This is a genomic window from Brevibacillus fortis, from assembly GCF_046196545.1.
Taxonomy (GTDB): Bacteria; Bacillota; Bacilli; order Brevibacillales; family Brevibacillaceae; genus Brevibacillus; species Brevibacillus fortis_A.
Genome location: NZ_CP176370.1, coordinates 2314348 through 2336154, shown reverse-complemented (window position 1 = coordinate 2336154; position 21807 = coordinate 2314348). Strand labels below are relative to the sequence as shown.

Below are 21807 nucleotides of genomic sequence, written 5' to 3'. Positions count from 1 at the left end.
CGTTATCCCTCCCTTCCCTTCTCTGCTTGGGAACCGATAAAACTCTCATGCGCGCTTTCATCAAATTGCCGGACGCTTTCGTTTGCCCGATACCCAATGGCAATCGCAACTCCAATGGTAAACAGCAATAAGACGACACCTAGAGCCAGCATTCTCTCCCTCCTTTCGTCCTAGATGCAATTCCTTGACAAGTTCGCAGGAATAGTACATTTTACGTGCCAAATTGACAGCTATACCACCTCATTTGGCTGGCGGATGCAAAACAAAAGAGCAACTCATGTGAGCTGCTCCTCTTGTTTAACTAGCGCCTGTTTGGGCTTGCAAATAAAACGCTACGTCTTCACTTGGTAATGGTCTGCTGAATAAATACCCTTGCACTTCTTCACACAGATGCTCCTGCAAAAACGCAAGCTCCTCCTTTGTCTCTACCCCTTCCGCGATCACATGCAGTTGTAAATGATGCGCCATGGAAATAATCGTGGACACGATGGCCTGATTGGAAGGCTGTTCAATCATGTCGCGTACAAACGAGCGATCTATTTTCAAACGATTCAACGGAAATTCTTTCAGATAGTAGAGAGAACTGTAGCCCGTTCCAAAATCGTCAATCGCAACGTGCACCCCTAATTGCTTCAGTTCCTTCAATGCCTGTGTGGCGCGTTGCACGTCGATCATGCTGCTTTCTGTGATTTCCAGCTCCAAGTATTCCGGTGCCAACCCTGTCTGGTGCAGAATCTCAGCGACCATCTGGGTAAAGTCTTGTTTGAGGAATTGACGCGCAGATAGATTAACAGCTACCCGAAGCGGCATGAGTCCTTGCTCTTGCCATTGCTTGTTCTGTTTGCAAGCCGTCCGCAGCACCCATTCTCCAATCGGTACGATCAACCCGGTTTCTTCTGCTACAGAGATGAACTGGTCTGGCAAAAGCAAGCCTCGTTCAGGATGATCCCAACGAATCAACGCTTCTACGCCAACGATTGCGCCTGATTTGGCACATACCTGTGGCTGGTAATGCAATAAAAATTCTTGCCTGGCCAAAGCGCGATTCAATTCATTTTGAATATTCATTTTGTCATTCACTGTTTGCTCCAGATTCGGTACGTACAGGTGGAAACTGTTCTTCCCTTTGTCTTTGGCTGCATACATCGCCGCATCTGCGTTACGCATCAAGACACTTCTGTCTTGCCCATCCTCTGGATATCTAGAAATTCCGATACTCGTCGTTATGTACAGTTCGTGCCCATGGATAAAAAATGCTTGTTCAATCCTTTGGTTGATTTCATTTGCCATGGATGAAACTTCTTTTTCCGTGACATCTGTAAGAATCACCATGAATTCGTCTCCGGCAAGCCTGCTCACCGTTCCTTTTTCACCCACACAATCCTGCAAACGCAAGGAGGCTTCTTGAAGTAACAGGTCACCAAAATCATGCCCCAAGGAATCGTTTACCAGCTTGAAATGGTCGAGATCCAGAAACAGCACGTATACTTGCTGATCCGTTTTTTGTGCCTCCATGATCACCTGATCCAGTTGCTGTTCGACAAAACGGCGATTCGGTAAACCAGTCAACGAATCGTGAAAAGCGAGATAATTGATTTTTGCCTCGTATTCTTTCTTATTGGTAATGTCTCTCACAATCATAAAGACACCCGTAATCTGCTGATCGACAAATACGGGGGTATGGGTCATGTTAAGATGAAGCTGACGACCCTCGCTCGTGGTCAAGGTGATCTCGTAGTTGCGCGCCTCACCTTGCACTGCATTTGTAAAATGTGTCGATATGAGCTCGGCATCTCTAGAAGTACACATCGCCATTAATTTTTCGAGAGGCAAGCTCTGTTCCCTTGTCAATCGCATCGCCGCAGGATTCATGACGCTTTGGCTACCATCGATCGAGTAAAAGATCACCCCATCGTAATTGTGCTCAAATAGCGATTTATAGCGTTGGTCACTTTCTAGTACGCGCAAGCTCTTCCCTGCGAACTGCTTGTCCATCCCTGTATAATGCATTCCGGCGATACCAGATCCAATGGCAACCGATCCTGTTACTACCCTCGTTTTGGACATGGACTGCTCGCTCACGATCCATAATGTAAGCGCTGATGATAAAACGGCCAAAACAATCGAGAAAAATACAATCAGATTATCATACTGGACGGCGATCGGCAGATGCAAGGCAAGCATGGCAACAAAATGCATAGCCCAAATACCAAGCCCCATGGAGACGGCTCCAGCACATAACCAAAACACACGTCCCCTGCCTTTTGCATAATGGAGACGTGCGCCTAGATCTAATGCTGTGTATGACGCCATTGCTGAAATAAAATAGGAGAGAAAAACCAGAGTCATACTATAGGATTGGTCAAGACTATTCATTACATTCTCCTTCAAAAACCTCTACCCAAGTCTACTCACGAAGAACGTCCGCGCTTTCAGGGAAAGTTTATCGGCGTGCCTGTGACATTCTCCCATCTTATCCGTTTTATAATTCTCTGGCAAGAAGCCGACGACGTTCCCGTTTTGGAGATACTACAAAGGAATGCTGCTGCAAAGGAGGGAGATTTCCTTGATCCGTATGGGCTATGCCTGCATCAGTGTAAAGACGAAAAACAATCCAAACAAAAAAACGACGGTTGCCCAAGTAAATAAATTAGATCCCCAAGCTCGGTTAAAAAAGCTGCGGCAAGTTATGCAGGCAAACTTTTTCAATTTAATGGATTTGCTTGCTTACAATGTAGAAAATCATATCTTTTTGTATCGACTTCCTTCTGAATTTGTTCCACTCGCTACTCATTCAGTAGCAGCTGAATGGGATTGGGCAAAGGAATTCGCATGGGACTTCCAAAAGGCAGGGAAATATATCCGCAATCATGGCATTCGTTTGACAGCTCATCCTGGACATTACAGCATATTGAACAGCGACAAGCCTTCTGTGCTGGAATCGACGATTGCCGATTTTTCCTACCATGCAAAAGTGTTTGATTTACTGGGGCTCGACGATAATTCCGTCTTGGTGACGCATGTGGGAGGAGTATACGAAGACAAGGCCGCTTCTCTCGATCGATTTGCATCCAACTTCGAGCTGCTTCCTGAAAACGTCAAACGTCGATTAGTCGTTGAAAACGATGACATGTCTTTTACCATGCGCGAGGTACTGGAGCTGTGCGAACGGATCGGTGTGCCGATGGTGCTCGATATTCACCACCACAACTGCCATTCTGATGGCGAAGATTGGACGGAATACCTTCCACGCATTATTCAAACCTGGGGAGAGCGCACACCGAAGATGCACATGTCCTCGCCTAAGTCAGCAAAAGATTTTCGCGCTCATGCAGACGATATTGATCCAGAGGCGTTCCTTACATTCGTCAGTGCGCTTGCCGATTACAATGTGGACATCATATTGGAATGCAAAAACAAAGATGATGCCCTCCTTACTTTAAGGCGCGAGTTAAAGAAAAAAGGAGTCGCTGTGGAAGCATTTACGAATTGAGTATGGAAAAGGACGCCGCTTAATTAGCTGGCGTCCTTCCTCGTGCGCTTTAAAATGAACATCCGCAGTCACACCCACGCCCTCGTCTATGACCCCGTCTATGTCGGTAATTGTATCCGGAGGAGGAGGAGCCACTGCCACCCGAAGATGATGAGCCCCGACCAAAGGAACTGCTACCGTCATTCCATAATTGGCAACGGTCATGATAATGATGCATTCTCCGTTCATGATGCTTGTAATGTCTGCGGTATTCCATGTATTTGCGGCGATTTTCACGATGCTCATCGCATTTGTGGCGGAAATACTGCATCCGGTCCATATGGAACTGGAATTTGAACAGGTACAGCTCCAGATCCCTTCCTATATTCTCATTTGGTCGCGCATTGGGCCTAACATTCGGTCTGATATTTGGTCTGATATTCGGTCTTAGATTTGGCATCATGTTTGGACTTTCATTCGGCCGCACATTTGGTCTGACATTCGGCCTTACATTTGGTCCGACATTTGGCCTCATGTTTGGACTTTCGTTTGGCCGGACATTTGGTCTGACATTCGGTCTCATGTTTGGACTCTCATTCGGTCGCACGTTTGGTCTCACATTGGGTCTTACATTGGGTCTTACATTTGGCCTCATGTTTGGGCTCTCATTTGGCCTTACATTCGGTGAAGCGTTAGGCATAGGGTTTGCTGGCATCCGGTTCGGTGGCATTGGCATTGGATTTAGTGGCATTGGATTCGCTGGCATCCGATTTGGCGGCATGACGTTTGGCACGTTCGGGTTAGCCAGATTGGGAGCAGGCATGATCGGTTTTTGCGGCATTGGGCGCGCAGGAATAGAATGATTCGGATTGATTGGACTTTCCGACTTGGGCTTTTCAGGAGAAGGCATCATAGGTGACGGCATCGATGGAGATGGCAATGGCATCGCTGAAGAAGGCGGCTTCGGCATTTCTTTAGGACGCCTTGGGAGTGCGGTAGGCATAGGCGGCATCTTACGTCGCTTTTCCACGGAATTCTACACGTCCTTTCGGATGAAATAACACAGTACATGGTATGACATTTAACCAGCTCGAGAGACGACTCTCGCCCAGTTTGAAAAAATGGACTAAGCCCGTTTTTTGCTCTCTAGCGAAGCCGCCGTGACAAGATCATCTTGACTGCACGTAGGCATTTGATACAATGATAGCAATAGCTAAAATAATCAGACAGTTGCATATGAACGAAAGTGAGGAAGAACGTATGCCGCGACGAATGCAGGCTTCCACGTTTTCATCCAATCACATACATGCTCTCGAGCGAGGGGTTAGGATATGATGTCCTAACCCCTCGCTCTTTTCGTTCTCTGCTCTGCTAAAGGAGGAAATTACAGATGAATCACCAAGCAAACGTTGTAAAAGTAGATGGGGATCAATTACGTATCGAAGATGTTGTTTCCATTGCAAGAAGCGCCACCCAAATCCAATTGACCGAAGAAGCATTGAATCGTGTTCGTGCTTCACGTGCCATGGTGGAGAGAATGGTATCGCAGCAGGAAGTCGTATACGGAATCACCACTGGCTTCGGAAAATTCTCCGATGTCATGATCCACGATGAGGACGTAAGCAAGCTGCAAGAAAATTTGATTATGAGTCATGCCTGCGGGATGGGCGACCCTTATGCCGTTGAAGTTGTCCGTGCGATGATGGCTTTGCGCATCAATGCGTTGGCAAAGGGTTATTCGGGTATTCGGGAAGAAACATTGCTTCAGCTTGTAGAACTATGCAATCGAGGAGTTCATCCGATTATTCCTCAACAAGGCTCCCTTGGTGCCAGCGGTGACCTAGCCCCTCTCGCTCATATGGTACTGGTCATGCTCGGTAAAGGTGAAGCGCTCGTCAATGGCAAGCGGCTATCCGGAAAAGAAGCACTGACTGAAGTGGGTCTTTCCCCTATTCGACTGGAGGCAAAAGAAGGTCTCGCTCTGATTAACGGTACACAGGCGATGACTGCACAGCTTTGCCTCGCCCTGCATGATTCGCGAGTTCTGCTTGAAAGCGCTGAATTGATTGCGGCGATGACGATGGAAGCGCTGCGTGGAATTCCAAAAGCTTTTGATCCCCAACTCCATCTCGTCCGCCCGCATCCTGGACAGCAGGAGTCGGCGAAGCGATTGCTCCAGCACTTGTCCGGAAGCAAACGAACTACTGGACAGGGTGAGCTACGTGTCCAAGATCCTTACAGCCTTCGTTGCCTCCCGCAAGTACATGGTGCAACTCGTGATACGTTGGAGTATGTATGGACCACAGTTACTCGTGAATGCAATAGCGTCACCGATAACCCTATCCTTTTTACAGAAACAGGCGACGTCATCTCCGGTGGGAATTTCCATGGCCAGCCAATGGCATTCGCAGCTGATTTTCTTGCCATTGCCATAGCTGAGCTTGCAAATATTTCCGAAAGACGCACAGAACGTCTCGTCAATCCACAGCTAAGTGGTCTTCCCGGATTCTTAACCGAAAATGGCGGACTCCATTCTGGATTTATGATTACGCAATATGTAGCCGCTTCCATTGTTTCTGAAAATAAAGTGCTCTGCCATCCCGCATCAGTCGATTCGATTCCGTCATCTGCCAATCAGGAGGACCATGTCAGCATGGGAACGACTTCTGCTCGCAAGCTTCGCACGATCGTATCGAATGTCACCAAGGTGCTTGCCATTGAATATTTGGCAGCAGCTCAAGCTATCGAGTTTGGCTCGGGAGATCTTGGAACAGGTACAGCGAAAGCGTATGAGCAGTTGCGCCGGGTGATTCCCCGCCTGCATGAAGACCGCGAAATGCATCCTGATCTCGTAAAAGCAGAAGAGCTGATCCAGCAAGGGACACTCGCATTTGTGACGGAATAATCGTTCGTGTATAGGAACCATTGTCTTTCTCTGCTATGATGGAGCTAAGGATAAGCATTTAGATCATACCACTTGAAGTATGGAGGGCTGTCTCATGAACGCAGGCAGAGAACTGGACCATCCTGAGTACCTGTTACTGTTTGATGGGGTTTGTCATCTGTGCCACGGTGCTGTGCAGTTTATTTTGAAGCGTGATCCGCATGGACACATTCACTTTGCTTCCTTGCAGTCACAGAGAGCGCAGGAAATTTTGTCTCATTACAACTATCAGGAAAAAGACATGTCATCCGTGGTCTTTATCGCCAACGGACAGCTATATACAAAATCGGATGCGATCTTGCACGTTGGCCGCAAGCTTCAAGGTGGATGGCCTCTGTTGTCAAACGTAGCTCGGGTCATCCCTAGACCTGTCCGTAATCCGATTTATGATTGGGTCGCGAGAAATCGCTATCGGTGGATGGGCAAAGCTGAACAATGCATGCTTCCTACCCCGCAGATCAGATCCCGCTTTTTGGATTAAATGAAAAAGGAGAAGTCGCTGTCCTATCGCGGCTCCTCCTTTTTTATTTGCTGTGCCCAATTATTCGTTCTTGAATGACAATCCCTTTTCGTTCAATGCTGTCCGAAGTTTCGGCATAGACGCTGGCCCCATCCCATGAAATTTCAGGATCTCTTTTTCGCTGTAACTAGCGAGCTGTTCCAAAGAAGTGATTCCATGGTGTTCCAATGCCCTTCTGGCTGGTGCCGAGAGCAGAGAACGAAATCCTGTGTCCGGTTTTCGTTCTTGCTCACAGATTGGACAAGTCGGACAATCACTACTTTTCATGTATGAATGACCATTCGCGCAAGTTCTTACCGTTTTTTTTGGAAGTTGTCATGGCACGTATCCTTTTTATTTCGACGTTGCTTGTGGATGCTCATCGCTCACATAGTCAGCCGCTTTGGCATTTGCCTCTACCTGCGATGGACTCTTGCTGCCTGGGATCACGGTCGTGACAGCCGGATGCTTGAGGCACCACGCCAATGCCCACTGCGCCATATCCATTCCTTCTGGAACTTCATTTTTCTTGATTTCTTCTACTTGAAGCAACAGCTTATTGACATGCTCCTGATCGTGTCGGTGTCGCACATCGTTTCCACCGAATACAGAACCCGGCTTATACTTTCCGCTCAAATAACCACTCGCCAACGGAACGCGAGCCAACACACCCAGGTCTTGCTGCTGGCAAGAAGCAAACACACCTTCTTCCGGCTTTTGATCCAAACGATTGTACACCACTTGGATTGCTTTTGCATTCACCGAAGTAGCCGCAGATGTTTGATGCATGTTGTCATTTTTCGCAATCGAGAGGCCGAGATGACGGATCGTTCCTGCCTGCACCTGTTTGTCGAGGTAGGTCCACAAGTCATCATTGTCAAAAGCCTCGTCAGGTCCCGAGTGGAATTGGTACAAGTCAATATAGTCGGTCTGCAAGGCTTGTAATGATTTTTCCAATTGCTGCTGAACTTCACTTGCTCCGTAATGATTGGTTCGAGAAAATTTGTCATGAAAATGATGTCCGAATTTCGTCGCCACAATCCAGTCTTCCCGGCGGCTTTTTTTCAAATACCCTCCGATAAGCTGTTCGGACAGATGATCTCCGTAGCATTCTGCTGTATCAATCAAGTTAATGCCGAGATCTTTTGCTTTGTCGAGAATCTGGTCAACAGCATCTTGGGAGAAATCCATTCCCCACTCCCCGCCAAATTGCCAGGTACCTACACCAATTACGGATACGTTCAGATCGGTTTTTCCTAATCTACGGTACTTCATTGCCCGATTCCTCCTCCACATGGATAAACGAGAATCCCCTGAACGAATGTTCGCTCAGGGTAAAGACTAAAAAAAATTATATGATTTTCTCGATGTTCAATTGGCTCACAAAATCTTGCAGATTCCCTTTTCGTTCTTTGCGCATTTTCTTGCGCTCATCCGCAGTTGCCATCAATCTCTCTTCTTCCTCTGTTTCAGGGGCAATGGCTGGCACCTCAGTCGGATTCCCTTCCTCATCTAGGGCAACAAAGGTGAGAAAAGATGTCGCGGTCAAAATACGCTTGCCGGTCTGGAGATTTTCCGAGATGACTTTTACGAAAATCTCCATAGACGTTCTGCCTGTTGACGAAACAAACGCTTCCAGGCAGATGGAATGCCCCATTTTGACGGGAGCAAGAAAGTCAATCGAGTCAATCGATGCTGTCACAACAGGGCGACGCGAATGTCGCATCGCAGCGATTGCAGCTACCTCATCTATATAAGCCATCATCGTACCACCAAAAATAGTCCCATGGTAATTCGTATCAGATGGCTGAACCAGTGATGCCTGAATTGTACGAGATTCTTGAGTTGTCTTGACGTTCATCGCTGTTGCTCCTTTATCAATCTACTTGATGCATACATCATCATATCACAAGGCATTCAACGTTCCAATTGATAGCTGCTCACAAGCATGCCTTCTATTCTCTCTGCATTTTCTTGCAAAATGTAACGTAACAAAGGAAGATTCCACTCATAAGCTGGGCGATAGCCGTCTAAAGCAAACAGCTTGTCATCTATATGTGTGGCAAGCTTTCGGCGGGCCGGACTGGCACAGTAAAACTGCTCCAAATAATCCGTACCCCATCTGGAAAAGGAGGACGTTTCGTTGGTAACCGCCGTTAGCAGGATCCCTTCCCCTGTATCAATCAAATCGATTGGATACAGTTGACAGCTAAATGGCTTGAGAGGCTCTACTTCACGACCAGCCTGCTCAGCATAAGCATGGATCGCACAGCCGTAACGCCCATTGTTCTCTTGATAAAAAAGACAATTACCATGCCGCATGCGAATGGTTCCTGGAGACTCATTGCGATCCCAAACCCCATGAAGAAGCCAATGATTGCGTTCAGACTCATCCTGGAGTCCAGCAGAGATAGAGGGGATTTCTCCCTCCATGATTGGAATCTGCCATTCTTCTACCGCGTAAGGTTGTCCACCCTCGCAGCAGGTCTCGCGATGAACCGTCCTGCAATTCCAACAGTCCAAGTGAAACAAGGCCTGAAGGGCTGTTACATCAACCAAATATTGTCCCGCTCTCACCAAGGAATGCTTGTTTTTCTTTATATATTTTTCGCAGTGGTACGCCTCTTTATCAGACATGGGATCGGGCGTGCCTACATAACGAAAAGCTCGCTTCGTTTTCATTTTTGCAAAACAATCTCCGATTCTGTTCCAAAAATGCGCAAATGGCCTTCCTCATAGCTAGCCAAGTCTACTTCATCACCCGGAATTTCCATCAGGATTTCCATTTCTTCGCCCTCTGCTGTCGTAAACACGAGCAGGAGATCTTTTTCTTCAAATTCATTATCAGTCAGCTTGGTTTCGAGGAGCTGAGCTTGAAATTGTGTTACCTCTTCCTCTTCTTCACTATCGGTATCCCATTGGGTAAAAGTCACGGAAACCTTTTGATTTTTATACTCCGCCAACAGTTGAATCAATTGCTCGTGTTGTTGAATGTCCATCTTGTAATCCCTCCGAAATGGTTCATACTGCCCATCATAACAAAGTAACTCTTAAAAAGCCAAAAAGAAATACCGCTTCGCTGTGGGAAGCGGCTATTTCTCTTCTGCCTGTTAGCTCACTTTGCTTATGGTCTGGGCTAACGCAAAATCTTTGCCGGTTAAACCTTTTGCCTCGCGGGTGGCTAACGTAAACGTGACTGTTCCACCTGCCAGATGAATTTCCACATGCTGATTGTCATGCTCAAGCATCTCTGACACACGGTTGACGAAACTGATCGCAGTGGAAAAGTCACGACAGTGGTACGTGCGTGATAGTGCCATTCGGTCTTCTACCAGCTTCCAGCCAGGTACCTTGCTCAGATACAATTTGACCTGTTCCAAAGACAGCTTGCTCATTGTAGCAATGCCCCCTTTACCCGATAAATGGTTGTTACACCATCATATTCACGAGACGTACAGGTTATCCGCGACCTATTGCTTCACAGCATAAAAAATCATACGAGGTGATTCATTCGCCACATACTCGTCAAACTGATAATTCCCAAATACTCGAATTTGTTCGAATCCCGCATCTGTAAGCATCGCAATCATTTGCTCGACAGAAAACAAGCGAACCTGCTCCATATACTCACGCGGTTCATTCGACGACTCGTCGGAAATCAGTATCCGCTTTTTCACAAATCCATCCTGAATCCAGCGTTCTTCTTTAATCAACATTCCACTGACTTCCTTCGAAGAGTGCGGCACGAGATTATCCATGACGTACGCTGCATTTAAGAAATCGATGACCACTTCGCCTTTTGTTTTGAGTGCTTGTGCCATGTTACGAATAACGTTAGCATTTTCTTCATCTGTGGAGAAATACCCAAAGCTGGTAAACAAATTCACCACGATATCAAATTCTTCGTGAAACGGAATGTCGCGCATGTCACAGCGGGCAAAACTTAGCTGTGGATAGGTGTTTTGTTCCTCGGCCAACTGTAAGAGAACAGGCGACAAATCCACACCAACTACTTCATACCCCCGGCGAGCCAGCGCACGCGAATGACGCCCGCTCCCGCAGCAAAGATCAAGTACGCGTCCTGTGTCCTTTACCGGCAATCTTTCCAACAGATTAGCGATCTCTCCATCTGCTGCCGAATCGTCCCTATGACGATACACAAGCACGTAATCTTCGCGAAAGCTGCGTTCAAACCATTCTTCAGCCATGTCTGAGCCCCTTTAATTCCAAGATGTTCTTATTATACCACAGCGGGGTTTATCCGTAGCCGATTTGCGTGCGGCAAAGTGTACGAAAGCTTTGTTGAAAAATATAGAAATTAGTTTACATACATACTGTATGTATGTTAAATTGACCTCATCCAATCGTGAAGGAGAGATCCATAATGAAAGTGAACAGCTTTTACCCTGTCATCTTGACAGAACAAGTTGAGGCTACCTCGAAGTTTTATCGTGAACACTTTGGATTTGAAATGGTTTTCGAAGCAGACTGGTATGTGAGCCTGCAGAATCAGAGCAGTACTCCGGCATTTGAGCTAGCCATCTTAGATCCTTCACACAACACGATTCCACAGGGATTTCGACAGCCAGTAGATGGTGGTCTTATCCTTAATTTCGAAGTCGATGATGTTGACGCTGAGTACGAGAGACTTATTGTGATAGCAGGTCTTCCTCTCCATCTCGACATTAGAGACGAGGAGTTTGGTCAGCGGCATTTTATTACATCCGATCCGAACGGCATATTGCTTGATATCATAAAAGTGATCCCGCCTTCTGAAGCATTTGCGGAAAGTTATGTTGACCCTGTATAATCTGGCATGAAATAAGTAAGGAGATCGTACAGTATGAAGATGTCCAAAGCAGAGCAAAAACAGCAGACGATGCAAAAACTGATCGAAGTGGCAAGAGAGATGTTCTCCAGGCAAGGCTACGCGGATGCCGCCATGGAAGACATCGTGAAACAAGCCGGGGTGACCCGTGGCGCACTGTACCATCATTTTGGGAGCAAAGAAGGTTTATTTGAGGCAGTACTGGCTTCTGTCCAACAAGAAATCGGAGAGCGCGTAGAAGTTGAAGCTGCGAAAAGTGAGGATCCTTGGCAACAATTGATCTTGGGTTGCTTGGCCTTTGTCTCCTCGGCCGTCGAACATCGAAACAAGCGGATTTTGCTTATCGATGGCCCTTCTGTCATCGGGTGGGAAACGTGGCGCCGAATGGACGAGGAAAACTCCATGCGGCATCTCAGGGAGCAGCTTCAAACGATGCAGGAGCAAGGGTACCTACGTCCCGTTTCCATCGATGCTCTGACACATTTGCTGTCTGGTGCGATGAACGAAGCCGTGCTCTGGATTTCGGAGACGTCTGATCATGAGAAATCCCTTGAAGAAATTTCAGCAGCGATGACCCTTCTCTTGGAAGGATATCGCACCAAATAAAAGCAAAGCACCCCTGCTTCCGCCTCTTACCGGCAAAATGCAGGGGTGCTCTGTTATTGTAAAGGGTTATTATGATGAAAATCGGGTAGCTCGTCCAATCCGAATTTTTTCAGCAGCCCGAGCAATAATGCTCTCTACCGAAGATGGGTCCTCCACAACATCGTATTCGTTGATATTGACCCGCAAAATCGGACAGGAAGTAAAGGAGGCAATCCAGCTATCATAGCGACCAAACAAATCCTGCCAGTAATCTACCGGCGTTTGTTGCTCCATCGGACGCCCACGCTCTTTTACGCGGCCAATAATATCATCGAAGCTTCCCTCTAAATAGATCAAAATATCCGGATGCGGGAAGTAAGGCGTCATGACCATCGCTTCAAAAAGTTCTGTATAAGTGCGGTAATCTTCTTCTGTCATGTTGCCTTGCTCGTACAGCATGCGGGCAAAAATCCCGGTATCCTCATAAATGGAGCGATCTTGGACAAAGCCGCCGCCATAATCAAACATCCGTTTTTGTTCCTTAAAGCGTTCTGCCAAAAAGAAAATTTGCAAATGGAAACCCCATCGCGATAAATCGTTATAGTAACGGCCCAAATACGGGTTATTGTCGACCTTTTCTACGGACACACGAAATCCGAGCTGATCTGCCAAGGCATGTGTAAAGGTTGATTTTCCTACCCCTACTGTCCCCCCGATCGTAATCACTGCGTTGCTCGGTATCCCGTATTTTTCACGAAGCGTGCTGTTTTGAAACCTCGACATGTACGCAACTCCTTATCCCCATGCTTACTTTTCCTTCGTTCCCTATCCTTCTTGTCCCATCAACTCTTGTATCCGTGGTGCAATTCGATCTAGTACAACCTTCAAATCTTCTGGTCTATGTACGAAATCCAAATCGTCACAATCGAATTTGATGACAGGCGTATCCGGATGATGCTTTTCAAACGCTTCCATAAACTCGTTGTAATCAGCAATCAGGTTCTCCATATAGGTAACATCCATGCTGCGCTCCATTTCGCGATCGCGCATCGCAATCCGCTTCATCACGGTTTCAATCGAAGCCGTCATGTAGATCACCAAATGGGCCTGAGGCAAATCCTCTGTCAGGATATCATAAATTTTGAGGTACTTTGGCAGGTTATCTCCTTGTAACGTCCGTTTGGCAAAAATCGTATTTTTGAAAATATTGTAATCAGAAACAACGGAAATACCTTGATTCAGGAACTTTGAATGAATATCCTGCAACTGCTTGTATCGGTTACAGAGGAAGAACATCTCAAGCTGAAAACTCCATTCGGCAATATTTTCATAAAATTTACCTAGGAACGGATTTTCGTATACAATTTCTTCCAGTAGCTGCAAGTTGCATGCACGGCTTAGTTCCCGCGATAAAGAGGTTTTCCCAATACCAATAGGTCCCTCAACGGTAATCAATATGGACTTCATGTGTGCTTCGATTCCTTTCAAGAAAATGAGAGCACTCCATATTGTAGCATGTATGTAAGTGTTTGTCGAAAACATTCGCATCTTGTCGTTTGGTATCATTTGGTACTCTTTTTGTAAAAAGAAAAACTGCTCTTCATCAGAGCAGTCTGGTACTTACGTAAAATATTCAACTCGAGCCTGCGGAAACAATCGGGCAATTTCACTTTCCAAATGGGCTTGCAAAGCCTTTGCTTGGATGTCGGGATAGACATACTTCCCTTTCCCGTATTTCCCCCATTTGTACTTGCGCTCTTCTTCCTTCATTTCCAGCTTCGTTTTCGGATAACGCTGGAGGATCAAGCTTTTAGCGATCTTGGTAAAACGGTGCTGGATCAGCTCGAACGTCAAATCCTCCATCGCTTCGGGAACCAACTGTGAACGCAGTCTTTCCAGCAAATCGGTATACCCCGCTTCCCATCCGTCAAACCAATACAAAGGCGCTAAAATAAAACCGAGTGGATAACCGGCCTTGGCTACCTTCCCTGCTGCCTCTAGTCGCTGATGAAAGCTGGAGGTGCCTGGCTCGAAATTTTTGATGACATAGTCAGCATTCATGCTGAAGCGAAATCGGGTATGCTTGTTGTGCTTAGCATCCAGCAAGGAATCCACGTGGTGAAACTTGGTCACGAAGCGCAACCGCCCAAACTCCTGCCGGCCCATAAATTCAATCGCTCGTTTCAGATTGCCCGTAAGATGCTCAATGCTAACCGGATCAGATGTACAGGCTGCCTCAAAACGAGTGATTTCACCCGGGCGTTCTTGGATATACTTCTCGGCTTGCGCAAGAATCTCATCTGTGTTGACGTACACCCGAACATACGGCTTTGTTCCGATATTTGTGTTCAAATAGCAATAGTGACAATGGGCAGCACATCCCGTAGCCAGTGGAATGGCATATTCTGCGGAAGGCTTGGAGGTCTCGAACTTCAATGTTTTGCGTACACCAATGACCAACGTTCGCTTCGCATTGCGATATTTCTCCACTTCTGTATCCCCAGGGATGCCACGGACCTGATTATGGCTGGTTGTCATCTGCATCGGAATCCCTTCCTTTTGAAAACGGCGATACAGCTCTTGACCAAGTGGATAATTCAATGCATGTGGCTCGACGAAAATATAATCCGGAGCAAACAGCTTGCTGCCTTTCTGCTCCGTCTTTTCAGGTCTTTCCAAAAGGGTCGTTCCCATAGTCATCATTCCCCCCTTCACGTAGTATGCCCGTGCCATTCGACTGGACGTAAGGGGAAGTATGGCTGTGCCCGTTATTTCAGGGTGTTCTTAAAATCGCGTAGCAGCGCCTTTGCTTGCTCCTGTTGAGCTAGCGGTACTTGCAGTGTATAGACATGTCCTGCTTTTTTGGTCTGTCTGGACAAAAGCCTGACTCGAATTCCTTTCATTTCTAGATAACGCCGACATTCCTGAGCAATCCGCGGGAGACCATACGATTTATGAATCGTAACCCATTTGATCCACATGTACCTACACCCCATCCTTACACACTTCTTTCTTTTACAGTAAGCAGTGGACAGGCGAATGGTTCAAAAAAAACAGCTTGGCTGACAATTTATGAAAACCGTTTTGGCACCTGCGCCGTCTAATGCTAGAGGAGGGGAAAAAGTGAATCTGGAACAGCTCGTTTCGCGCGCAAAAGATGGGGATGATGATGCCTTTTTTCAACTCGTCAGCCTTCATAAAGAACAACTGTATAAAATCGCCTACGCCTTTCTCCGTAATGAGACAGATGCATTGGAAGCCATTCAGGAAGCGACGTGCCGTTCCTATCTCAAGCTGGCACGCTTGAAACAGCCTGCGTATTTTCGTACTTGGCAGACACGCATTCTTATTCATATTTGTCTCGATGAGCAAAAGCGCCGAAAACGGATCATCTTGGATCCCATGGAGGATGACGTCGCAAATTGTGAAATCTTTCCTATGGACGACCAAAATGTCGAACGTATGCAAATCGAAGAGGCTCTAGCACGTCTCAGTCCAAATTATCGCCACATCATTATTTTGAAATATTTTGAAGATCGGACGATACGCGATATTGCAGAGGTACTCGGTCATCCAGAAGGGACCATCAAAACATGGTTGCACAAGGCTTTGGGTGCACTCCGCAAAGATCTCGGGAAAGGCTGGTGAGCTTTATGCTTGATAATGAAAAAAAGAATGCGAGTCCATTCATGGTTCCTGCTGAGGTTGACCAATACATTCGAAGAGGGATGGAACAAGCAAAAGAGCTGCGTAAAAATCGGAACCGCAATCGGTGGATACGCGTTGGTTCTAGTCTGGTTGCTTGTTTGTTTATTTTCGTGTTTATTTTTTCCGTTCGCCTTTCACCTGCTGTTGCCGCTTATGTCAGCTCGATTCCTGGAATGGAAAGGATCGTTGAGTTTATTCGGGATGATAAAGGCTTGCAGAAGGCAGCAGAACACAATCTTGTCCAAAATATTGGCTCCAGTGATTCAGTAGAAGATGTGACGTTTACCATCGATCAAGTTTTGGCCGACGAAAAACGGATGGTCCTCTTTTATTCACTGAAGAATGATCTCCCCGATAAAAATGTAGCTCTACACAAGATCGAGTTGTTTGACCAATTAGGAAAAGAATGGGAGCATGGTGTTTCCTGGTCAGGTATGGACAGCGAAGAGCCTGTGATTCGAAACCGCATTGATATTATCATCAACGAAGCTACCGAAATACCTGATACAATGACAGCGAAAGTCACACTGGAAATCGATCACATCAAACAAGAGACTCCTTTATCGATTGACTTTGCGGTCGACAAAAGCAAGTACAAGTCTCTTGAGAAAAAAGTGTATCCGGTGATGAAGGAAGTCACCGTTGACGGACAGCGGTTAACGATTGAACAAATTGCAGTCTTTCCTACACAGACAGAAGTGAGTATCCGATTTGATCCCGCTAATAAAAAGCATGTCTTTGACTTTGATAAGCTAAGACTTGAGGATGAAAAAGGACAGACGTTTGCTTTTTGGGGAAATGGTGTTCCTGTTCGTGACAACGGCGAAAACGGAAGGATATACCATCTGGAGAGCATCTATTTTGTGGAGCCCCAAAAACTCTACCTGAAAACAGATGGCATTCGTGCCTTGGACAAAGATCAATTGCAAATCGTGATTGATGCGAAGACAGGTACACTCACAAAAGTCCCGAATGATCGCTTGAAACTAACAGCGCTTCGTCAGGTCGATGATGTCGTGGGCATGGACTTCTCTTTAAAGGTGCCGCCCCAAGATAATCACTCTCATATCTCTCTTGGGAATGCCATAACGGACGACCTAGGAAATGAATATGATTACGTGCAAGGGAGCTCCTCATCTGCTACAAAAGATGAATCCATACAAAACTATTACATGCTGTTCAAACGAAAAACAAACAAAGGCACGCCAACTTCTTATTCTTTTCCTTTGTTCAACTATCCTGAACGACTTCACGGTACGTTCTCAGTAGAAATCAAATAAAAAATGCCCCATCAGCGATTGCTTGTACGGCATCGCTGTGGGGCATTCATTTTTTGGTTCGGCGAATTAATCTGCAACCGCCCAGTGATTGGTCGGCCCATGCCCGCCACCCAATTGCGGTGCTGTCTTAATTGCTTCAAAAATAAAGCGATTTGCTTTTTCAACCGCAGTGATGAGCGGTGTATTTTTTGCTAACTCTGCTGTAAGAGCCGCTGAGAACGTACAACCTGTACCGTGCGTATGACGTGTATGGATACGCTCATGGGACATTTCATGGAATGTGGTACCATCGAACAAAATGTCCACGACAACGTCCCCTTGCAGATGTCCACCCTTCATCAGGACATTGCGGGCGCCTAACGCATGTATCGCTTTCGCCCCTTCGCGCATCTCGTCTGTCGTCTCGATTCTCATGCCAGTCAAGCATTCTGCTTCCGGCAAGTTCGGTGTGACGACTTCTGCGAGAGGCAACAACTCTTTTTTCAATGCAACGATCGCCTCATCCAGCAGTAGTTTTGACCCTCCCTTGGCAATCATCACCGGGTCAACCACTAGCTTTTTCAGGCCAAATGCTTTGACCTCTTCCGCTACAGCACGAATGATATCAGCGTTAAACAACATGCCCGTTTTCGCCGCATCAGCGCCTAGATCACGCAGTACCTCATGCATTTGCTGGGCAACCGCCTCTGTTGGCAACGGATAAACGCCTGCTACGCCCAATGTATTTTGTGCAGTGATTGCTGTGATCGCACTCATTCCGTACACACCGAGTTGATGAAAGGTTTTCAGATCTGCCTGAATCCCAGCTCCCCCACCGCTATCTGAACCCGCTATCGTCAATGCTTTCGCAATCGTGCTCATGATATTCCCTCCTGCTTTCCACCTTTTCTCACCTGAGTATACCATCCGCTCGTCCCATTCGGTATACTAAAGGAATGTTTGCCAACTGTATTAAAAGGGGACAGTTCCATGTCATATCGTATCTTTTATTGGTTGACCTTTCTCATTCCAACCATTATCATCGGGGGCTTCGAGTTCATCCGTCATGACTTTTTACTCCCCTACATGTCTATGGAAGCGGGAAATGTATACATTACCCTCTTGACGCTCTTGCTCTCTTTTTTATTTGCCACTTGGATGTTTCACACCCTTAAACAAATGAATGCACGAATTGTCGAGGAACAAGCTCGTCGCGCTGTTTATGAAGAACGGGAACGCCTTGCCCGCGAATTACACGACGGGATTGCGCAATCTTTGTTCTTCCTCAACGTAAAACTGAAACAGGGACAATTGGACGATGCACGGGTCGCTGTTTCTGCCATCGACAATCATGTGCGCCAAGCCATCTTTAACCTGCGCTCATTGCCAGAAGAAGGCAGTCTGGATCAACGCCTTGAGAAATGGCTGGCGCAATGGAGCGCTTTATCTGGAATCGACGTTGTCAGCGAATTGCATGTCAAAGACGGCTTTTTTACTCCCACCGCAGAAGTACAACTGTTCGGGATCATCCAGGAAGCTTTTGCCAACATTCGCAAGCATTCTCAGGCGAAGCATTCATGGATTCACCTCACGACAGATGAGACAACTGGCTGGGTTCTCTCCGTTGAGGACGATGGCATAGGAATTTCCAACCCTTCTCCCGATACGAAAAAATACGGTTTGTCCATGATGCGCGAGCGTGCACGCCAGTTGAACGCATCCATCGACATTCAGTTACGACCGGCAGGCGGTACGATCATCCGCTTATCTTCTCATTCAGGAGGAAAATTACAATGAACGCTTACCGTGTATTGATCGCCGACGACCACCCGATGGCTCGTATGGCCATTCGCAGCCTGCTTGATCCCGATCCCTCTTTTGAAGTCATCGGAGAAGCGCAAAATGGCGAGGAAGCTTTTCTCTTATGCGGACAAATACAACCGGACCTTGTGCTCATGGACATCAACATGCCGAAATGGAGCGGACTCGAAGCGACCCGCGAGGTCAAGAAAGCATACCCGCACATCAAGGTCGTCATTCTCAGCGTCTCCGATGACGTTGCTGACCTGATCACGGCCATTCAGTTCGGCGCCCAAGGTTACTTGCTGAAAAATTTAGAGCCTGACGACTGGATTAACTACTTGCATGCCTTGCTCGGCGAGGACAGTGAGTTGACTCGCGAAATGGCAACCCGGCTCATGTACCGCTTCCGTCAAGAAGAGGCGACGGATGAAATGGTACCTGATGTACTGACCCCGCGAGAGCGAGAGATTGTCATGTATGTGGGAGCCGGAAAAACGAATCGGGAAATTAGTGAAGCGCTGATCATCGCAGAAAACACTGTAAAAAACCACCTGAAAAACATTCTCGAAAAGCTGCAATTGGCTAATCGCGTCCAGCTCGCTGCTTATGCGGTTCGCCATCATTTGGTCATCAAATAAAAAACATTGCTTTCTGCTCGATCAACTGTCATCCTTAGAAAGATACGTTTTCCACAGACCTAAGAAATGCAGGTGATCCGCATGATCGAAATCAAGACCTCCAAACTAAGCAATGGAGAATTAAATAGAGGCGTATTTGCAACGCAAGATATCCGAAAAGGCGACCTGATTCATGAAGCGCCCGTGCTGCCTTATTTGAACGAAGAGCATGAGCATATTGAGAAAACCTTGCTCGCAGATTATGCATTTGAGTACGGTGCCAATCATACAGCCTTCTTGTTAGGCTATGGAATGCTATTTAACCACTCCTACACGCCAAATGCCACGTATGAGATTAACTTCGATAACCACACGTTTGATTTTTATGCGTATACGGACATTCAAGCCGGTGAAGAAATCTTAATCAACTACAATGGTGATGAGGATTGCGATGATCCTCTCTGGTTTTATGAAGACCAACAGAAAGAAACAGATGATACCAAATAAGAATATGCTTTTATAAGAATGAAAACCCGGAAGCAGACACTTGAAAAAGTGCCCGTTCTCCGGGTTGTTTTGTGTAACTCTATCCCTCCCAAGTTATCTTGGGCGGGCTTTCGCCTTATCATGGACGAAGCGTTTTCTCGAAAAAAGACAGCCGCAGACCGGGCTTCACTTCTTTTTGATCCGTCAAGGTAAATCCATGTCTTTCATACAAACGAACGGCCGGTTCATTCAAGGAACCAGTCGCGACGACTATCTTCCTGCAACCATGCTCGTGGACAGAGGCAAGCAATTGACTCGCGATTCCCTTGCGAAAATGAACAGGGTCTACAATCATTCGATGAATATCCAACGTTTCTCCCTCGATCAAAAAAGAAACCGCCCCTGCCAGCTCGCCTTCTTCTATGTAGCCATAAAATGTTTCTTCACATGTCCTCAGTTGTTCTACTGATTCACGCAGGGGAGGAATATCTTCCGTACCAATTAACTCCGCCTCTACACGATACGCTTTTTGCTGCATGTTCCAAAGTTTTTGTACCGTTTGTTCATCCTGTAAATCTAGTCGCACGATCATTTCGGTTTCCCCCGCATGTTAGCTGTCTGGTGCTGCTTCAAAGCTATAGTACACATAAGGATCTTTCGGTGCAGAAACGGCTTCAACCTGAGAGGCTTTGAGAACGAGCATGTCGTATCCGTCTACCTGACGCAGCTCGAGCTTTCCGCGAACTTTTACCCAGCTATCTTTTGTCCATTTGTTCGCGTCCTCCTTTTCCACCAAAACGCCATAAACACTGGAATCTGCTGTACAGCAAGTGACGGAAAAACGAGCTACGACAAACTGCTGTTTGGTAAAATCAGGCTGCCGATATACAAATCCCATCGTCTCAAGCTCTTTTCCAGCAAATTCTTTTGCATACAGCTCCATCGTGGTGAGTCCGTCCAGGAACACTTTGTCATTCAGTTCAATAACTGGTTGTTTATGTAAAAAGACGGCGATATCCGTGTAAAAGTCACCAAATCCCCCGTTTGAGAATCGCTGACGCAATTGTTCGTCGTCTATTGCTTGCACCGGGGGTGTTGCTACTTGATTGTTAGCCTCGGGCTGCTGTGGTTCTACGCTTGACTCGGTATCTTCTTTTTCCACTGCTGTCTGCTTCGTATTTTCTTTTGCATTCGCATTCGCCGTAACATCCGCTAGCTTTCGTACATCATTGCTGAGTAGCGTTATCCCCCGCTTCTCCGCTACATCGCTGCCAAGAATTTTATCCGGCATGACAAATCCCATCACAATGGGGAGCACAAACAAGCCATAAACCAAAAGGGAGCCCATCGGTGTACGCGGAACTTTGTGCTGCTCCTCACAATCGCAATCGTAAACGCTACTGCCTACAAAAATTTGCCGTATGCTGACAATTGTCAACAGGGCCAGGATGACGAACGTGACATAGCTGAACATGTGCAAACGCGGTGCGAGATAGTGACTGAGCGTTTCCGACAGGATCAAATAGGCCAACAACGCTGTAATGCCCGCCAATATCAGACTGCGCATGACATGATGACGTTTCATTTTGTTCTGATCCATATTTTC

29 protein-coding genes are annotated in these 21807 nt (G+C 46.7%); 12 read left to right on the top strand and 17 right to left on the bottom strand.

Translation table 11 applies throughout. The features are described 5' to 3' along the window. Positions 1-2: 2 nt before the first annotated feature. Positions 3-152, bottom strand: coding sequence for a hypothetical protein (locus ACKKE8_RS12080; protein WP_017247826.1), 150 nt, complete (start codon positions 150-152; stop codon positions 3-5). A gap of 145 nt (positions 153-297) precedes the next feature. Further along, positions 298-2376, bottom strand: a complete 2079-nt coding sequence (locus tag ACKKE8_RS12075) for a putative bifunctional diguanylate cyclase/phosphodiesterase (RefSeq protein WP_409178364.1) — start codon at positions 2374-2376, stop codon at positions 298-300. Positions 2377-2566: 190 nt separating this feature from the next. On the opposite strand from ACKKE8_RS12075, the gene uvsE reads away from it, so the two are divergent. Then, positions 2567-3493, top strand: a complete 927-nt coding sequence (gene uvsE, locus ACKKE8_RS12070; protein WP_409178363.1) for a UV DNA damage repair endonuclease UvsE — start codon at positions 2567-2569, stop codon at positions 3491-3493. Here the strand turns inward: uvsE and ACKKE8_RS12065 are convergent. Next, positions 3452-3778 (bottom strand): hypothetical protein, encoded by a 327-nt coding sequence (locus ACKKE8_RS12065; RefSeq protein WP_409178362.1) that lies wholly within the window; start codon positions 3776-3778, stop codon positions 3452-3454. The genes uvsE and ACKKE8_RS12065 overlap by 42 nt on opposite strands. A gap of 155 nt (positions 3779-3933) precedes the next feature. On the opposite strand from ACKKE8_RS12065, the gene ACKKE8_RS12060 reads away from it, so the two are divergent. The 4 genes from ACKKE8_RS12060 to ACKKE8_RS12045 all read left to right on the top strand — a co-directional run bounded on the left by ACKKE8_RS12060 (position 3934) and on the right by ACKKE8_RS12045 (position 6897). Further along, positions 3934-4335 carry a hypothetical protein gene (locus ACKKE8_RS12060; protein ID WP_409178361.1) on the top strand — a complete coding sequence of 134 codons (402 nt, stop codon included), beginning with the start codon at positions 3934-3936 and terminating at the stop codon, positions 4333-4335. Between the two features lie 6 nt (positions 4336-4341). After that, a complete protein-coding gene (locus tag ACKKE8_RS12055) occupies positions 4342-4533 on the top strand; it encodes a hypothetical protein (RefSeq protein WP_409178360.1) in 192 nt (63 codons plus the stop codon). A gap of 329 nt (positions 4534-4862) precedes the next feature. Beyond that, positions 4863-6377, top strand: coding sequence for a histidine ammonia-lyase (hutH, locus tag ACKKE8_RS12050; RefSeq protein ID WP_409178359.1), 1515 nt, complete (start codon positions 4863-4865; stop codon positions 6375-6377). A 79-nt stretch (positions 6378-6456) separates the two neighbouring features. Next, a complete protein-coding gene (locus ACKKE8_RS12045; RefSeq protein WP_409178358.1) occupies positions 6457-6897 on the top strand; it encodes a thiol-disulfide oxidoreductase DCC family protein in 441 nt (146 codons plus the stop codon). A gap of 60 nt (positions 6898-6957) precedes the next feature. On the opposite strand, the gene ACKKE8_RS12040 is transcribed toward ACKKE8_RS12045, so the two are convergent. From ACKKE8_RS12040 to ACKKE8_RS12010, 7 genes are all read right to left on the bottom strand, one after another. Further along, positions 6958-7203, bottom strand: a complete 246-nt coding sequence (locus ACKKE8_RS12040; RefSeq protein WP_409178357.1) for an RNA polymerase alpha subunit C-terminal domain-containing protein — start codon at positions 7201-7203, stop codon at positions 6958-6960. Positions 7204-7269: 66 nt separating this feature from the next. Then, the gene (locus tag ACKKE8_RS12035; RefSeq protein ID WP_409178356.1) at positions 7270-8190 is read right to left on the bottom strand and encodes an aldo/keto reductase; all 921 of its coding nucleotides are present in this window, start codon (positions 8188-8190) and stop codon (positions 7270-7272) included. A 76-nt stretch (positions 8191-8266) separates the two neighbouring features. Then, on the bottom strand, positions 8267-8776 hold the full coding sequence (locus ACKKE8_RS12030; RefSeq protein ID WP_409178355.1) for an acyl-CoA thioesterase: 510 nt from the start codon (positions 8774-8776) through the stop codon (positions 8267-8269). 56 nt (positions 8777-8832) lie between these two features. Next, positions 8833-9597, bottom strand: coding sequence for a DUF3109 family protein (locus ACKKE8_RS12025; RefSeq protein WP_409178354.1), 765 nt, complete (start codon positions 9595-9597; stop codon positions 8833-8835). Beyond that, a complete protein-coding gene (locus ACKKE8_RS12020; protein WP_409178353.1) occupies positions 9594-9914 on the bottom strand; it encodes a hypothetical protein in 321 nt (106 codons plus the stop codon). The genes ACKKE8_RS12025 and ACKKE8_RS12020 overlap by 4 nt, the downstream gene beginning before the upstream one ends. Before the next feature lie 111 nt (positions 9915-10025). After that, positions 10026-10310, bottom strand: coding sequence for a 4a-hydroxytetrahydrobiopterin dehydratase (locus ACKKE8_RS12015; RefSeq protein ID WP_409178352.1), 285 nt, complete (start codon positions 10308-10310; stop codon positions 10026-10028). A 75-nt stretch (positions 10311-10385) separates the two neighbouring features. Next, a complete protein-coding gene (locus tag ACKKE8_RS12010) occupies positions 10386-11123 on the bottom strand; it encodes a class I SAM-dependent methyltransferase (RefSeq protein ID WP_409178351.1) in 738 nt (245 codons plus the stop codon). Between the two features lie 176 nt (positions 11124-11299). Here ACKKE8_RS12010 and ACKKE8_RS12005 point away from each other — a divergent pair, with 176 nt between their 5' ends. Both ACKKE8_RS12005 and ACKKE8_RS12000 read left to right on the top strand, forming a co-directional pair. Next, the gene (locus ACKKE8_RS12005) at positions 11300-11725 is read left to right on the top strand and encodes a VOC family protein (RefSeq protein WP_409178350.1); all 426 of its coding nucleotides are present in this window, start codon (positions 11300-11302) and stop codon (positions 11723-11725) included. Positions 11726-11758: 33 nt separating this feature from the next. Continuing rightward, complete coding sequence (locus tag ACKKE8_RS12000) at positions 11759-12349, top strand: TetR/AcrR family transcriptional regulator (protein WP_409178349.1); 591 nt, start codon at positions 11759-11761, stop codon at positions 12347-12349. Positions 12350-12418: 69 nt separating this feature from the next. On the opposite strand, the gene ACKKE8_RS11995 is transcribed toward ACKKE8_RS12000, so the two are convergent. The 4 genes from ACKKE8_RS11995 to ACKKE8_RS11980 all read right to left on the bottom strand — a co-directional run bounded on the left by ACKKE8_RS11995 (position 12419) and on the right by ACKKE8_RS11980 (position 15324). Further along, complete coding sequence (locus tag ACKKE8_RS11995) at positions 12419-13111, bottom strand: deoxynucleoside kinase (protein ID WP_144616516.1); 693 nt, start codon at positions 13109-13111, stop codon at positions 12419-12421. Between the two features lie 42 nt (positions 13112-13153). Further along, positions 13154-13795: a deoxynucleoside kinase gene (locus ACKKE8_RS11990; protein WP_048035769.1), complete on the bottom strand. Its 642-nt coding sequence runs from the start codon at positions 13793-13795 to the stop codon at positions 13154-13156. 153 nt (positions 13796-13948) lie between these two features. Next, positions 13949-15022, bottom strand: coding sequence for a spore photoproduct lyase (gene splB / locus ACKKE8_RS11985; RefSeq protein ID WP_409178348.1), 1074 nt, complete (start codon positions 15020-15022; stop codon positions 13949-13951). A gap of 74 nt (positions 15023-15096) precedes the next feature. Further along, on the bottom strand, positions 15097-15324 hold the full coding sequence (locus tag ACKKE8_RS11980) for a hypothetical protein (protein WP_409178347.1): 228 nt from the start codon (positions 15322-15324) through the stop codon (positions 15097-15099). 127 nt (positions 15325-15451) lie between these two features. Between ACKKE8_RS11980 and ACKKE8_RS11975 the strand changes: the two genes are divergently transcribed. Continuing rightward, a complete protein-coding gene (locus ACKKE8_RS11975) occupies positions 15452-15976 on the top strand; it encodes a sigma-70 family RNA polymerase sigma factor (protein WP_409178346.1) in 525 nt (174 codons plus the stop codon). 5 nt (positions 15977-15981) lie between these two features. After that, complete coding sequence (locus tag ACKKE8_RS11970) at positions 15982-17316, top strand: DUF4179 domain-containing protein (RefSeq protein ID WP_409178345.1); 1335 nt, start codon at positions 15982-15984, stop codon at positions 17314-17316. Positions 17317-17382: 66 nt separating this feature from the next. On the opposite strand, the gene thiD is transcribed toward ACKKE8_RS11970, so the two are convergent. Continuing rightward, a complete protein-coding gene (gene thiD / locus ACKKE8_RS11965) occupies positions 17383-18177 on the bottom strand; it encodes a bifunctional hydroxymethylpyrimidine kinase/phosphomethylpyrimidine kinase (protein ID WP_409178344.1) in 795 nt (264 codons plus the stop codon). Between the two features lie 108 nt (positions 18178-18285). Between thiD and ACKKE8_RS11960 the strand changes: the two genes are divergently transcribed. From ACKKE8_RS11960 to ACKKE8_RS11950, 3 genes are all read left to right on the top strand, one after another. Continuing rightward, the gene (locus tag ACKKE8_RS11960; RefSeq protein ID WP_409178343.1) at positions 18286-19092 is read left to right on the top strand and encodes a sensor histidine kinase; all 807 of its coding nucleotides are present in this window, start codon (positions 18286-18288) and stop codon (positions 19090-19092) included. Continuing rightward, positions 19089-19736: a response regulator transcription factor gene (locus ACKKE8_RS11955; protein WP_007724217.1), complete on the top strand. Its 648-nt coding sequence runs from the start codon at positions 19089-19091 to the stop codon at positions 19734-19736. Before ACKKE8_RS11960 ends, ACKKE8_RS11955 begins: the two co-directional genes overlap by 4 nt. Positions 19737-19817: 81 nt before the next feature. Next, positions 19818-20222: an SET domain-containing protein gene (locus ACKKE8_RS11950; protein ID WP_144616524.1), complete on the top strand. Its 405-nt coding sequence runs from the start codon at positions 19818-19820 to the stop codon at positions 20220-20222. 118 nt (positions 20223-20340) lie between these two features. Here the strand turns inward: ACKKE8_RS11950 and ACKKE8_RS11945 are convergent, their stop codons facing one another. Both ACKKE8_RS11945 and ACKKE8_RS11940 read right to left on the bottom strand, forming a co-directional pair. Further along, positions 20341-20793 carry a GNAT family N-acetyltransferase gene (locus ACKKE8_RS11945; protein WP_409178342.1) on the bottom strand — a complete coding sequence of 151 codons (453 nt, stop codon included), beginning with the start codon at positions 20791-20793 and terminating at the stop codon, positions 20341-20343. 18 nt (positions 20794-20811) lie between these two features. Then, positions 20812-21801: a TIGR03943 family putative permease subunit gene (locus ACKKE8_RS11940; protein WP_409178341.1), complete on the bottom strand. Its 990-nt coding sequence runs from the start codon at positions 21799-21801 to the stop codon at positions 20812-20814. Positions 21802-21807 lie beyond the last annotated feature (6 nt).

Coding starts and splice junctions, on each gene's coding strand:
- ACKKE8_RS12080 (WP_017247826.1), bottom strand. CDS start 152: ATGCTGGCTCTAGGTGTCGTCTTATTGCTGTTTACCATTGGAGTTGCG.
- ACKKE8_RS12075 (WP_409178364.1), bottom strand. CDS start 2,376: ATGAATAGTCTTGACCAATCCTATAGTATGACTCTGGTTTTTCTCTCC.
- ACKKE8_RS12065 (WP_409178362.1), bottom strand. CDS start 3,778: ATGAGCATCGTGAAAATCGCCGCAAATACATGGAATACCGCAGACATT.
- ACKKE8_RS12060 (WP_409178361.1), top strand. CDS start 3,934: ATGTTTGGACTTTCATTCGGCCGCACATTTGGTCTGACATTCGGCCTT.
- hutH (WP_409178359.1), top strand. CDS start 4,863: ATGAATCACCAAGCAAACGTTGTAAAAGTAGATGGGGATCAATTACGT.
- ACKKE8_RS12045 (WP_409178358.1), top strand. CDS start 6,457: ATGGAGGGCTGTCTCATGAACGCAGGCAGAGAACTGGACCATCCTGAG.
- ACKKE8_RS12040 (WP_409178357.1), bottom strand. CDS start 7,203: ATGAAAAGTAGTGATTGTCCGACTTGTCCAATCTGTGAGCAAGAACGA.
- ACKKE8_RS12035 (WP_409178356.1), bottom strand. CDS start 8,190: ATGAAGTACCGTAGATTAGGAAAAACCGATCTGAACGTATCCGTAATT.
- ACKKE8_RS12030 (WP_409178355.1), bottom strand. CDS start 8,776: ATGAACGTCAAGACAACTCAAGAATCTCGTACAATTCAGGCATCACTG.
- ACKKE8_RS12025 (WP_409178354.1), bottom strand. CDS start 9,597: ATGAAAACGAAGCGAGCTTTTCGTTATGTAGGCACGCCCGATCCCATG.
- ACKKE8_RS12020 (WP_409178353.1), bottom strand. CDS start 9,914: ATGGACATTCAACAACACGAGCAATTGATTCAACTGTTGGCGGAGTAT.
- ACKKE8_RS12015 (WP_409178352.1), bottom strand. CDS start 10,310: ATGAGCAAGCTGTCTTTGGAACAGGTCAAATTGTATCTGAGCAAGGTA.
- ACKKE8_RS12010 (WP_409178351.1), bottom strand. CDS start 11,123: ATGGCTGAAGAATGGTTTGAACGCAGCTTTCGCGAAGATTACGTGCTT.
- ACKKE8_RS12005 (WP_409178350.1), top strand. CDS start 11,300: ATGAAAGTGAACAGCTTTTACCCTGTCATCTTGACAGAACAAGTTGAG.
- ACKKE8_RS12000 (WP_409178349.1), top strand. CDS start 11,759: ATGAAGATGTCCAAAGCAGAGCAAAAACAGCAGACGATGCAAAAACTG.
- ACKKE8_RS11995 (WP_144616516.1), bottom strand. CDS start 13,111: ATGTCGAGGTTTCAAAACAGCACGCTTCGTGAAAAATACGGGATACCG.
- ACKKE8_RS11990 (WP_048035769.1), bottom strand. CDS start 13,795: ATGAAGTCCATATTGATTACCGTTGAGGGACCTATTGGTATTGGGAAA.
- splB (WP_409178348.1), bottom strand. CDS start 15,022: ATGGGAACGACCCTTTTGGAAAGACCTGAAAAGACGGAGCAGAAAGGC.
- ACKKE8_RS11980 (WP_409178347.1), bottom strand. CDS start 15,324: ATGGGGTGTAGGTACATGTGGATCAAATGGGTTACGATTCATAAATCG.
- ACKKE8_RS11970 (WP_409178345.1), top strand. CDS start 15,982: ATGCTTGATAATGAAAAAAAGAATGCGAGTCCATTCATGGTTCCTGCT.
- thiD (WP_409178344.1), bottom strand. CDS start 18,177: ATGAGCACGATTGCGAAAGCATTGACGATAGCGGGTTCAGATAGCGGT.
- ACKKE8_RS11960 (WP_409178343.1), top strand. CDS start 18,286: ATGTCATATCGTATCTTTTATTGGTTGACCTTTCTCATTCCAACCATT.
- ACKKE8_RS11955 (WP_007724217.1), top strand. CDS start 19,089: ATGAACGCTTACCGTGTATTGATCGCCGACGACCACCCGATGGCTCGT.
- ACKKE8_RS11950 (WP_144616524.1), top strand. CDS start 19,818: ATGATCGAAATCAAGACCTCCAAACTAAGCAATGGAGAATTAAATAGA.
- ACKKE8_RS11945 (WP_409178342.1), bottom strand. CDS start 20,793: ATGATCGTGCGACTAGATTTACAGGATGAACAAACGGTACAAAAACTT.
- ACKKE8_RS11940 (WP_409178341.1), bottom strand. CDS start 21,801: ATGGATCAGAACAAAATGAAACGTCATCATGTCATGCGCAGTCTGATA.